This is a genomic window from Bacillus solimangrovi, assembly GCF_001742425.1.
Lineage (GTDB): Bacteria > Bacillota > Bacilli > Bacillales > Bacillaceae_N > Bacillus_AV > Bacillus_AV solimangrovi.
In genome coordinates, this window is the sequence record NZ_MJEH01000047.1 from 1 (window position 1) to 11,727 (window position 11,727).

Sequence of the window (11,727 nt, forward strand, 5' to 3'; positions counted from 1 at the left end):
ATGGTGAGCCATGAAGGATTCGAACCTTCGACCCTCTGATTAAAAGTCAGATGCTCTACCAACTGAGCTAATGGCTCATCTTAACTTGCGACGCTTTTTATAATAACACATAAAATTATAAAGGCGCAATACTTTTTTTAAAAAAATTCACTTCTACCACACATATAAAGAAAAAACAGTGCCGCATAATAAAAATGATGCGGCACTTTGTTTATTATTGTGGTGAATAAACGCTACGTACCATGTTTGTTTGCTTACGATCAGGACCCACCGAGAAGATTGATAATGGAATACCTGTAAGCTGAGAAATACGTTCAATATAATGACGTGCATTTTGAGGTAATTCCGTCAAATTGCTAACGCCTGTAATATCTTCCTTCCAACCTGGAAGCTCTTCATATACTGGTTCACATTGTTCTAGTATTTTCAAACTTGCTGGGAACTCATCAATTACTTCACCTTTATATTTGTAAGCAACACAAATTTTCAGTGTTTCAATTCCAGTTAATACGTCAATGGAGTTTAGAGATAAATCAGTAATACCACTAACACGACGAGCATGACGTACAACTACACTATCAAACCATCCAACACGGCGTGGACGACCTGTAGTTGTACCATATTCACGACCGACTTCACGAATTTGTTGACCAATTTCATTATCGAGTTCAGTTGGGAAAGGACCATCTCCAACTCGAGTTGTATATGCTTTCGATACACCTACAACATGTTTTATTTTTGAGGGACCGACGCCAGAACCAATTGTTACTCCACCAGCGATTGGGTTAGAAGAAGTAACAAACGGGTATGTGCCTTGGTCAATGTCCAACATAACACCTTGAGCACCTTCAAACAATACACGGCGACCTTCGTCTAATGCATTATTAAGTACAACAGATGTGTCACAAACATGATGTTTAATCTGTTGGCCATATTCATAGTATTCATCCAAAATATCTTCTAATTTAAATCCTTCTGTTTCATACATTTTTTCGAACAGACGGTTCTTTTCTTTTAAATTATGTGCAAGTTTTAATTCGAATTCTTCACGATCTAAAAGATCGGCAATACGAATTCCTACACGTGCTGCCTTATCCATATACGCTGGGCCAATGCCTTTTTTCGTTGTTCCAATCTTGTTTGCACCTTTACGTTCTTCTTCTACCGCATCCAACTTAAGGTGATATGGAAGAATGACGTGTGCACGATTGCTAATGCGTAAATTATCCGTACTTACACCACGTTCATGAAGGTAAGCAAGCTCTTGAACAAGTGCCTTCGGATCTACTACCATCCCATTACCAATTACACAAATTTTATCGTTGAAAAAAATCCCTGAAGGAATTAAATGAAGCTTGTACGTTTCACCGTTAAAAGCAATTGTATGTCCAGCATTATTACCACCTTGATAACGTGCTACTACTTCTGCATTTTCAGATAAATAATCAGTAATTTTCCCTTTACCTTCATCGCCCCATTGGGTTCCAACTACTACAACTGATGACATGCCCCTCGCACCTCCGCTTTTCCTCTTAGAAAATACACTGCTTAACCTGTTCACGCAATATAAGCAGCTGTTTTTATTTAATATATTATTTACATTAATAAGTTAATTTAACCACAGCTAGTGTATCAGTACGCTAAAGGAAAGTCAATAAAATCCGAACAATTATTATGCAATAATACATATTTGTTCGTTCTATTTGAACTTAGGAGGCATGTGATGGCACATTTTGTTCTTGGTGAGCACGATCCAAGTTTACAAACTTGTTGTATTCTTTTAAAAATGCAAGTTCAACAGTACCCACAGGACCATTACGTTGTTTTGCAATAATTATTTCAATGATATTTTTACTTTCACTTTCTTTATCATAATAATCGTCACGATATAAGAATCCAACAATATCCGCATCTTGTTCAATACTTCCTGATTCTCGAATGTCAGACATCATTGGACGTTTATCTTGACGTGACTCTACCCCACGTGAGAGCTGTGATAATGCAATAACAGGTACTTCTAACTCTCGAGCTAAAGCTTTCAATGAGCGGGAAATCTCTGAAACTTCCTGCTGGCGGTTCTCCCCGCCTCGGCCACTTCCTTGAATCAATTGAAGATAATCAATCAAAATCATTCCAAGACCTTGTTCCTGTTTCAAACGTCTGCACTTAGCACGTATATCTCCAACACGAATACCTGGCGTATCATCAATAAATATACCAGCATTAGCAAGACTCCCCATTGCCATTGTTAGCTTCTCCCAATCCTTCTCATCCATGTTCCCTGTACGAAGAGCCTGTGCATCAATATTACCTTCAGCACACAACATACGCATTACAAGCTGTTGAGCACCCATCTCCAAACTAAATATAGCGACATTTTCATCTGCCTTTGTCGCCACATTTTGAGCGATGTTCAAAGCGAACGCCGTCTTACCTACTGACGGTCTGGCAGCGACAATAATTAGGTCATTACGTTGAAAACCAGCAGTCATATTATCTAGATCAACGAAACCCGTTGGAATTCCTGTTATATCACCTTTACGATTATGCAGTGTTTCGATGTTATCGTATGTTTCTACTAATACATCTTTAATAACTTGGAAAGCACCCGCATTTTTTCTTTGCGCAACTTCTAAAATAGTTTTTTCAGCATCATTTAGGAGTGCATCAATATCATCATCATGAGTATAGCTATCACTGACAACATTTGTTGCAGCGCGAATAAGCCTTCTTAGCGTCGACTTTTCTTCAACAATTTTACCGTAATACTCAACATTCGCTGCTGTTGGTACCGAATCAGCAAGCTCACTTAAATAAGAAACTCCCCCTGCTTCTTCTAAGAGCTTTCGTTTTGATAATTCGGACGTTACGGTTACTAAATCAACAGGTTCTCCTCGCTCTGCAATATCAAGCATCACTTCAAAAATTTTTTGGTGTGCTACACGGTAAAAGTCTTCAGGAATTAACATTTCCGAAGCATTTGTTATAGCAGATGATTCTAGAAATACCGCACCTAGTACCGCTTGTTCTGCTTCTATATTTTGAGGAGGTGTACGGTCAGAAAACAGATCACTCATTCAAAAACTCCTCTCTTATTCTATTATTTATATTCACTTTTATATTAGATAAACTTTATATTCTCTATATGATCATCTTGTCATTCACTCTAAAAAAGATAACTACTAACTTAGTATAGTAATTAGCTTTGACCTTTTCAAACATCTAAACAAGGTTATATATGAAAACTTCTCCAATATAAAAATATCAATCCAAACAATTTTTTGTCCACTGGAGCTAGGAGTCAGCCATTATTTCATTTGACATGAAAAGGGCACATACCATTCTCACAGTATGTGCCTCCAATTTTAATGTTCATTATTATTGTTCAGTAACATGTACCTTCAGTGTTGCTATTACATCATTGTATAATTTAACTGGTACATTGCGATAACCTAGTGCACGAATCGGTTCACCTAACTCGATTTTACGTTTATCGATCTTGATATTGTGAGATGCTTTCAATTCATCTGCAATCTGTTTGCTCGTAATTGAACCAAATAAACGTCCACCGTCACCAGCTTTAGTTTTAAGCTCAATTGTTAAGCTTTCAAGCTTTGCTTTCAATTGTTTTGCTTCCTCTAACTCTTCAGCTGCATTTTGTTTTTGTTTATTATTCTTCGCTTCTAGTGCCTTCATGTTACCTTTGTTCGCTTCTACAGCTAGATTGTTTTTTAATAGGTAGTTACGAGCGTAACCATCAGATACGTTTTTGACGTCTCCTTTTTTCCCTTTACCTTTAACGTCTTCTAATAAAATAACCTTCATTCTCCATTCCCTCCATCTACATATTCATCAACAACTGCTTTAAGTTGTTCTTCCACTTCATCAACGGTTGCATCTTCAATCTGTGTTGCAGCATTTGTAAGATGCCCTCCGCCGTTCATACCTTCCATTATTAATTGCACATTAATATCACCTAATGAACGAGCACTAACACTTACTTTACCATCATCTCGAAGCGAAATAACAAAGGAAGCGATGACTCCCGTCATTGAAAGTAATGCATCTGCAGCCTGTGCAATCATAACTTGACCGTATGTTTCATTAGGATCTGCTTTTGATATTGCAATTCCATCTCGATAGATTGTTGCACTCTCAATTAACCTAGAACGCTTCACATATTCTTCTAAATTCTCTTTTAAGAATGTTTGAACAAGAATCGTATCTGCACCCTGTCCTCTGAGATATGAGGCTGCATCAAAAGTTCTTGATCCCGTTCTAAGTGTGAAACTTTTCGTATCAACAACAATTCCTGCTAATAAAGCCGTTGATTCTAAGCTATCAAGCTTTAAATGCTTCGGTTGATACTCAAGTAGCTCTGTCACCAATTCAGCTGTAGAGGATGCATATGGCTCCATATAGACGAGCAAGGGGTTCTCGATAAACTCTTCTCCTCGGCGATGATGGTCAATGACAACGACATGATCAACGCGATGTAGCAATCGTTCATCAATTACTAGTGACGGCTTATGCGTATCAACGATAACAAGTAATGTACCTTCATTAATGATCTCTAGTGCTTCATCCGGTGAAATGAATCTATTCCACAAATCATTATTTTGCCTAATATTATCTACTAAACGCTGAACACCTGTATCTAGCCCTTCTTTATTAATGACTACATATCCATTTGCATCATTTACTTCAGCAACTTTCAGAACCCCTATCGATGCACCAATCGAATCCATATCTGGAGATTTATGACCCATAATAATAACATTATCACTAGCAAGTACAAGTTCGCGCAGCGCATGGGAAATGACACGTGCACGAACTCTTGTCCGTTTTTCAACAGGATTGGTTTTTCCACCGTAGAATTTTACTTTTCCATTGACTTGTTTAATTGCTACTTGGTCTCCTCCACGGCCGAGAGCCAAGTCTAAACTAGATTGAGCAAGTGAACCTAACTCAGGCAGTGAATCTGAACCTTCCCCTATTCCTATACTTAAGGTTAGAGGTACGTTTTGCTTCGAAGTGAATTCACGAATTTGGTCAAGTATATCAAATTTTGTGCGTTCAAGCTGCTCTAAAATTTGTTGACTTAAAACCGCGACAAACCTCTCCGAAGAAGTTCGTTTTAAAAAGATCCCGTTATCAATAGACCATTTATTTAACATTGATGTGACCTGGCTGTTAATCCTACTCTTCAATTGGTCATTCATGCCTTGTGTCAACTCATCATAGTTATCTAAATAGATAACACCCAAAATAGGTTGCCCTTCTTCATATAGCCGTTCAATTTCTGTTTTCTCAGTAATGTCAAAGAAATATAATAGTTTTTCTTCTCTTTTGATTTGGACACGAAAATTATGCTCATTAATTTGAATAATTTCTTCATCAGATTCATCGTTTAATACAGGTGATAAAGCTTCAGAGATATCATTAATAGACAGGCCTACTAGCGTATCGTGCTCAAACCAAGAGCCGATGTATGGATTAGCCCATTCGATTTGATAATCATCGTTATACAATATGATACCAATTGGCATTTCCATTAACGCTTCTTCACCGACTTTTTTCACTCGATATGAGAGAGTCGATATGTACTGTTCTGTTTCTTCTTGGATTTGCTGTTCGTATCGATAAGTCGAATAAGTGATCCCGGACAAAATGATTAAAGCTATTATTGCCGCTTCCCAACGATAAAAACTCAAATAAATAATTAATATTATTGTAAATAATAAAAACAGAAAAAATGGATAGCTGAGCCACCGTTTTTTCAAAAAGTTTGGCATACTGTCAGCTCCTACACACAAATTAACATCATGTATGTTACTTGACTGCTTCTAATTATTTTTGCTCTTTCAACCGTTGACGTAAATCAAACCCTAAATCAATTATACCTAAGATCCTTATAAGATAAAGTAAGAAAGGTAAGATGATTGCAACAATTGTTATAATGATTGGAATTGGCTTAGCTAACCCCTTCCATCTTGCAAAGAAGAAAATAAAACCTAAACCTTGTATCGTCATAACCGCCTCTAATACGATAAAGAGGTTTAAAATAACTAATTCCCACCATGTCCCTTGTGAAATTCCAATATAAAACATCAAAGAAACGATTAGGTAGTACCATAAGAGAGCTCTTGGAAAAATCCACTCCGAAAAAGGTGGAAATGAAGGAATGTTATCATTTTTTCGTCTTAACAATTTAAAAGCAATAACTTGAATTACAAACGCTAAACCAATAGCAGAAAAAATCAACATACTTGGTACAATCTTAGGTATGTACAGAGCGATCTCTTCAAACATTTTCAGTTGATTAGCATACTCTTCTTCTGTTAGTGGTAATACATTTTCTGATGTCTTTAACGTTTCTTCAAACCAATCCTTCATCGTACTGATAAAATTAATATCAATTAAACTCGCTATAATCACATAATTCACCAATAACATCACTAAGAAGGCTAATACGCCACTAATAAGTATGAAAAAACTTATTTCTTTTCTTCTAGTCATCTCACCCATTACGAGGCCTGGTAACATAAATGTAAGTATAAATGGAATCATCAATTCTCCGCCTAATAAAAAGGCTAATAAAACTGAACTTGCTAGTATCCAAATCGCCTTTTTATAACCATAACGATAAGAATAATTTAATATCGGAATTGCAAGAAGAAATAGTAATAACGGTCCAATGATTGGTATATAAATAAAACCAAATGCAAACAAGACGGTTAAAGCTAGTACTCCTACACCTTCCGTCAACATTCGCTTCTGTTCCAATGATGTCACCTCGTCATCAAGCTAATATGTATTGTCATTCTATAATTGTATGGTTTCCCATTATAATTATTACTTATAAAACATTCTTTACTCCCTCATTATAACCATTTTGAGGATTGAACACACTTCTTATTACTTAGCCAGGTACTAGATATTTTTTAAAACGTGAAAAAAGACAGCAAGATCATCTCTCGCTGTCTTTTATGCTCACATTAATCGTTCACGTATGGTAAAAGTGCCATTTGGCGTGCGCGCTTGATAGCACGTGTTAACTTACGTTGGTATTTAGAAGAAGTACCAGTTACACGACGAGGTAAAATTTTACCACGTTCTGATACGAACTTACTTAAAAGAGCGACATCTTTATAATCGATGTGTGAAATACCGTTCGATGTGAAATAACACACTTTACGACGTCTACGTCCTCTACGTCCTCCTGCCATTGTTCATGACCTCCTTTATTGTTTATTTTATATTTTTCTCAAATCTTAAAATGGTAAATCATCATCTGAGATGTCGATTTTTTCTTCATCTCCAAATGGATTCGCATCATTCTTTCTTGAGAAGTCTGTATTATTTTGACGTTGTTGGTTCTGATTTGGGTTAAAACCGCCGCCAGTTGGACCAAAGTCCTGTTCATAAGATGGCGCTGATGACTGACCCGTTGCTCCCCTCGGCTCTAAGAACTGAACACTTTCAGCAACAACTTCTGTCATAAAAACTCGACGACCTTCTTGGTTGTCATAGCTACTTGTTTGGATGCGCCCGTCAACACCAGCAAGACTACCTTTTTTAAGATAGTTTGCAGCATTTTCAGCTTGGCGTCTCCAAACAACAACATTGATAAAGTCAGCATCCCGCTCACCTTGTTGATTTGTAAAGGTGCGGTTAACTGCCAATGTGAATTTCGCAACTGCGACACCACTTGGTGTATAACGCAATTCCGGATCCTTCGTTAGTCTGCCAACAAGCACGACACGATTCAACATCAGAACCACTCCTTCGAAATATTTACGGTTAAATCAATCACACAGGAAGATAAGGTGGATGCAAAGGTGCACCACACACCTTCTTCACTTGCGTGGTTAAATTATTATTCTTCTTCTTTAACAGCGATGTGACGAATGATATCTTCACTAATCTTAGCAAGACGGTCAAATTCCGAAATTGCTTCAGTGTTAGATTTGATGTTAACAACCACATAGTATCCATCTCTGTAATCGTTAATTTCGTAAGCTAAACGACGCTTACCCATTTCATTCACTTTTTCAATCTCCGCACCGTGGTTTGTAAGGATGCCATGGAAACGTTCCATTACTTCTTTCTTTGCATCGTCTTCAACGTTCGGGCGGATGATGTACATGATTTCGTAATTACGCATGTATGTCACCTCCTTTTGGACTTACGGCTCCTACTAAATAGGAGCAAGGAGCAAAATTCATTACTCACAATTGCATATTGTATCATAATGCTCCACATATGACAAGTTCACATTAAAGATTTGTCATATGAATATGGTAAGCTTTTATACGTTGAATCGGAAATGAATGACATCCCCATCTTGTACAATGTACTCTTTACCTTCTAAGCGTACGTTTCCATTTTCACGCGCAACAGTCATTGAACGAGCCTCTAGTAAATCATCATAAGAAACCGTTTCAGCACGAATGAAACCACGTTCAAAGTCTGTGTGAATAATTGCAGCGGCTTGTGGTGCTTTTATTCCTTTACGGAACGTCCACGCACGAACTTCTTGTTCACCCGCTGTAAAATATGTTGCTAATCCAAGCAACTGATATGCAGCTTTAATTAATTGATCTAATCCTGATTCCTTAATTCCTAAATCCTCAAGAAACATTTGTTTTTCTTCATCATCAAGCTCTGCAATTTCTGATTCAATCTTAGCGCATACGACAATTACTTCTGCATTCTCGTTATTTGCATAATCACGAATCATTTGCACATATTCATTACCCGATGGATCAACAACATCTTCTTCACTCACATTAGCTACATACAAAATAGGTTTGATCGTAAGCAAGTGAAGACCTTTAACAAGTTGCTGTTGTTCTTTTGTAAATTCAACAGCACGTGCAGGTTTTTCCTCTTCAAAAGCGTCTTTCAACTTCTTCAATACTTCGAATTCAAACATTGCTTCTTTATCTTTTTGACGAGCCATTTTTTCAACACGACTAATACGCTTGTCCACAGTATCAAGATCTGCAAGAATTAATTCAAGATTTATCGTTTCAATATCAGAAATTGGGTCTACCTTCCCTGAAACGTGTGTAATATCGTCATCTTTAAAACTACGAACTACATGACAAATTGCATCCACTTGACGAATATGAGATAAGAATTGATTTCCTAATCCCTCGCCTTTACTCGCACCCTTTACAATTCCAGCAATATCAGTAAATTCAAATGCAGTTGGAACTGTTTTTTTCGGGTTTACAAGCTCAGTGAGCTTCTCAAGTCGTTCATCTGGTACCTCAACAATACCTACATTGGGATCAATTGTGCAAAACGGATAGTTAGCTGATTCTGCTCCAGCTTGTGTAATTGCATTAAATAATGTTGATTTCCCTACATTTGGAAGACCAACAATACCTGCTGTCAACGCCATTATATCGTCACTCCTCTTTCATATTCCGAAACTAGTACATACTTTCACAATTATAGAAATAACCAATAAAAAGCGCAAGCGTTCTCTGCCAAACTTCCATAACGCTTGCGGTTCTTACATGACTTCTATTCACTTACATCAGCATACTTTAGAACTTTTCTCACTTTTCGTGTGAATTCTCTCCGTGGCATCATTACACTGTGCCCACAACCCTCACACTTAATTCTGATATCCATTCCCATTCGAATAATTTTCCACTCATTTACACCACAAGGATGCGGTTTCTTCATTTCTACTACATCATAAAGATTATATACTTTATCAGACATCTTAAGTCTCCTCCTAAAATTACTTCTCTTCCTAATGACCACACATGACGAAGTAAGAGTATTTTTATAATCATTATTCTGCTTGTAAAATAAAAAGCGCAAAACTCCTGCTTTTCAATGACAATTTGTCCGATTTTATAAGGAAATTATAACTCTATATTTTATCTTATCAATTATTATTTAAGAAGAATAGCGCTTCGAAAATGGATACAACAAAATCGACGCTAACATATATAAATTAACCAATCCATATAACGGATACAAGAACGAAATCAACGTCGAAAAACCAAACTTTGTTAATGGTAACATAAACAGTACAAATAAACCTGCTATAATCCAAGCTGGAGCCTTTAACAATTTTCTAAATCGAGAAATCAAACCAAAAATCCCTGAAGCAGCAGTCGTATAAATTGCTGCCCATAATAGAATCGACATAAATATTAACATTGAATATGGAAATTGCTTCAAAATTGCAAAGAGTGGAATTTCATATAATACAATTTCACTTGCTATATGTAATAACGATTCATTGTATAGAAAAGAGATCATTCCTAATGCAAGTCCACTACCTATACTTGCAATGAGAATCTCTCCTCGGTGTTTAATTTCCTTTCCTACAGCCGCTAATACTGCTACGAGTGGTAGAATGTTTAATGCAGTAAATGTGAACGCAGATGGCCAATTGCTTTGTTCATCCCAATGAAAAACAAATGGATTTTCACTTGATTTGGCAAACACGATTAGTACAAACGCTAACCCTGTAATTAGTAACGGTAATAACAACGAATTAATGGACAACATTCCTTCAGTATCCCAACAAAAAAGAAGAATCAGTAAAATCGAGATGAAAGCTATTCCAAGCCAATAAGGAATATAAAACATCTCTAACGCTACCCCTCCACCAGCAATCATAACAACTGTTGTTGTAAACAAATAGAAAATAATCATCCAATCGTACACGTATGTAAGCTTCTTACCAACTAATTTTTCTAATATAGGAATATAGTGACTTGTTTGTTGTTCAAAACTCATGCTCATTATCACGTAACATGATAAAGAAAATAAGACAGAAAATATAACGATAGCTAATCCACTTTCTTCCCCGAAAAATTGCCAAATCTCTCTTCCAGATGCATATCCAGCTCCTATCATTGTACCCATTATAAGAAAGTTCCATTTTAATCCTGCTCTCCACATGTACCCCACTCCTCTTCTCCCTTTATATAGAAACATATGTATAGTTTTCTAGAAAAATCCGTATACTGTTACTACTATTAACGAGGAGTGAATCCTATGAATCTAAAACCAAAAATTCTAGACCGAAACTCTTCTGTTTTTCGAGTCTTACATAAACAACCCGATGCAGCAGCATCTCTAGCAAAACAAATTGTTCGTCTGTTACCAACTGGTAATAGGCCTATTGTTATCGTTTGTATTGGGACAGATCGGTCTACTGGTGACGCACTTGGTCCAATCGCTGGCAGTAAATTTCGACAATTAACTCCAAAGAGCTCATTTTACTTATATGGTAATTTGGACGAGCCTGTACATGCACTTAATTTAGAAGATACGTTATCAAACATTCAATCAAAATTCGACAATCCTTTTATTATTGGAATTGATGCAAGTTTGGGACGCACCAAAAATATAGGTGTACTTAATTTAAAGGAAGGACCTGTAAAACCTGGTGCAGCAATGAATAAGCAGCTCCCTGAGGTTGGTGATATTCATATTACAGGTATCGTAAATGTGAGTGGTTTTATGGAGTTTTTCGTTTTACAAAATACTCGTTTGAACTTAGTCATGACAATGGCTGAAACAATTGGATCAAGCCTAGCTTTAGCAGAAAAATTGTATGTAAGGCAAAACCGTTTTCCAAAAATAAACTTACGAGTTCATCATACAAAAAATCAGAATTAAAAGAAGCTTGAAAGCAACAATTAGTGTTTTCAAGCTTCTTTATACATTTTTAAAACAATGCTAATA

Annotated in this window: 12 protein-coding genes and 1 tRNA gene; 1 reads left to right on the plus strand and 12 read right to left on the minus strand. The window is 36.6% G+C overall.

What is annotated here, in order from left to right:
• Position 1 precedes the first annotated feature (1 nt).
• From BFG57_RS14570 to BFG57_RS14625, 12 genes are all read right to left on the minus strand, one after another.
• Positions 2-77: transfer RNA gene (locus tag BFG57_RS14570), tRNA-Lys, on the minus strand.
• 137 nt (positions 78-214) lie between these two features.
• Positions 215-1,507, minus strand: a complete 1,293-nt coding sequence (locus tag BFG57_RS14575) for an adenylosuccinate synthase (protein ID WP_069718232.1) — start codon at positions 1,505-1,507, stop codon at positions 215-217.
• Between the two features lie 202 nt (positions 1,508-1,709).
• Positions 1,710-3,077 (minus strand): replicative DNA helicase, encoded by a 1,368-nt coding sequence (gene dnaB, locus BFG57_RS14580; RefSeq protein WP_069718233.1) that lies wholly within the window; start codon positions 3,075-3,077, stop codon positions 1,710-1,712.
• 301 nt (positions 3,078-3,378) lie between these two features.
• Positions 3,379-3,825 (minus strand): 50S ribosomal protein L9, encoded by a 447-nt coding sequence (gene rplI, locus BFG57_RS14585; RefSeq protein WP_069718234.1) that lies wholly within the window; start codon positions 3,823-3,825, stop codon positions 3,379-3,381.
• Positions 3,822-5,795 (minus strand): DHH family phosphoesterase, encoded by a 1,974-nt coding sequence (locus BFG57_RS14590; RefSeq protein ID WP_069718235.1) that lies wholly within the window; start codon positions 5,793-5,795, stop codon positions 3,822-3,824. Before BFG57_RS14590 ends, rplI begins: the two co-directional genes overlap by 4 nt.
• A 55-nt stretch (positions 5,796-5,850) precedes the next feature.
• Positions 5,851-6,786: a YybS family protein gene (locus BFG57_RS14595; protein ID WP_069718236.1), complete on the minus strand. Its 936-nt coding sequence runs from the start codon at positions 6,784-6,786 to the stop codon at positions 5,851-5,853.
• Between the two features lie 212 nt (positions 6,787-6,998).
• Complete coding sequence (gene rpsR, locus BFG57_RS14600; RefSeq protein ID WP_069718237.1) at positions 6,999-7,229, minus strand: 30S ribosomal protein S18; 231 nt, start codon at positions 7,227-7,229, stop codon at positions 6,999-7,001.
• A 45-nt stretch (positions 7,230-7,274) separates the two neighbouring features.
• Positions 7,275-7,775 carry a single-stranded DNA-binding protein gene (ssb, locus tag BFG57_RS14605; protein WP_069718238.1) on the minus strand — a complete coding sequence of 167 codons (501 nt, stop codon included), beginning with the start codon at positions 7,773-7,775 and terminating at the stop codon, positions 7,275-7,277.
• Positions 7,776-7,879: 104 nt separating this feature from the next.
• Positions 7,880-8,167, minus strand: coding sequence for a 30S ribosomal protein S6 (rpsF, locus tag BFG57_RS14610; RefSeq protein WP_069718239.1), 288 nt, complete (start codon positions 8,165-8,167; stop codon positions 7,880-7,882).
• Positions 8,168-8,311: 144 nt separating this feature from the next.
• The gene (gene ychF, locus BFG57_RS14615; RefSeq protein ID WP_069718240.1) at positions 8,312-9,412 is read right to left on the minus strand and encodes a redox-regulated ATPase YchF; all 1,101 of its coding nucleotides are present in this window, start codon (positions 9,410-9,412) and stop codon (positions 8,312-8,314) included.
• A gap of 125 nt (positions 9,413-9,537) precedes the next feature.
• Positions 9,538-9,741 (minus strand): DUF951 domain-containing protein, encoded by a 204-nt coding sequence (locus BFG57_RS14620; RefSeq protein ID WP_069718241.1) that lies wholly within the window; start codon positions 9,739-9,741, stop codon positions 9,538-9,540.
• A gap of 180 nt (positions 9,742-9,921) precedes the next feature.
• A complete protein-coding gene (locus tag BFG57_RS14625) occupies positions 9,922-10,938 on the minus strand; it encodes a YkvI family membrane protein (protein ID WP_069718242.1) in 1,017 nt (338 codons plus the stop codon).
• A gap of 96 nt (positions 10,939-11,034) precedes the next feature.
• Here BFG57_RS14625 and yyaC point away from each other — a divergent pair, with 96 nt between their 5' ends.
• Positions 11,035-11,661, plus strand: coding sequence for a spore protease YyaC (yyaC, locus tag BFG57_RS14630; RefSeq protein ID WP_069718243.1), 627 nt, complete (start codon positions 11,035-11,037; stop codon positions 11,659-11,661).
• The last annotated feature ends 66 nt before the right edge of the window (positions 11,662-11,727 follow it).

What these genes read in the sequence shown, in the direction of transcription:
- BFG57_RS14625 (WP_069718242.1), bottom strand. Translation starts at nt 10,938, where the DNA reads ATGTGGAGAGCAGGATTAAAATGGAACTTTCTTATAATGGGTACAATG.
- BFG57_RS14575 (WP_069718232.1), bottom strand. Translation starts at nt 1,507, where the DNA reads ATGTCATCAGTTGTAGTAGTTGGAACCCAATGGGGCGATGAAGGTAAA.
- rpsR (WP_069718237.1), bottom strand. Translation starts at nt 7,229, where the DNA reads ATGGCAGGAGGACGTAGAGGACGTAGACGTCGTAAAGTGTGTTATTTC.
- rpsF (WP_069718239.1), bottom strand. Translation starts at nt 8,167, where the DNA reads ATGCGTAATTACGAAATCATGTACATCATCCGCCCGAACGTTGAAGAC.
- ychF (WP_069718240.1), bottom strand. Translation starts at nt 9,412, where the DNA reads ATGGCGTTGACAGCAGGTATTGTTGGTCTTCCAAATGTAGGGAAATCA.
- BFG57_RS14620 (WP_069718241.1), bottom strand. Translation starts at nt 9,741, where the DNA reads ATGTCTGATAAAGTATATAATCTTTATGATGTAGTAGAAATGAAGAAA.
- rplI (WP_069718234.1), bottom strand. Translation starts at nt 3,825, where the DNA reads ATGAAGGTTATTTTATTAGAAGACGTTAAAGGTAAAGGGAAAAAAGGA.
- BFG57_RS14590 (WP_069718235.1), bottom strand. Translation starts at nt 5,795, where the DNA reads ATGCCAAACTTTTTGAAAAAACGGTGGCTCAGCTATCCATTTTTTCTG.
- yyaC (WP_069718243.1), top strand. Translation starts at nt 11,035, where the DNA reads ATGAATCTAAAACCAAAAATTCTAGACCGAAACTCTTCTGTTTTTCGA.
- dnaB (WP_069718233.1), bottom strand. Translation starts at nt 3,077, where the DNA reads ATGAGTGATCTGTTTTCTGACCGTACACCTCCTCAAAATATAGAAGCA.
- ssb (WP_069718238.1), bottom strand. Translation starts at nt 7,775, where the DNA reads ATGTTGAATCGTGTCGTGCTTGTTGGCAGACTAACGAAGGATCCGGAA.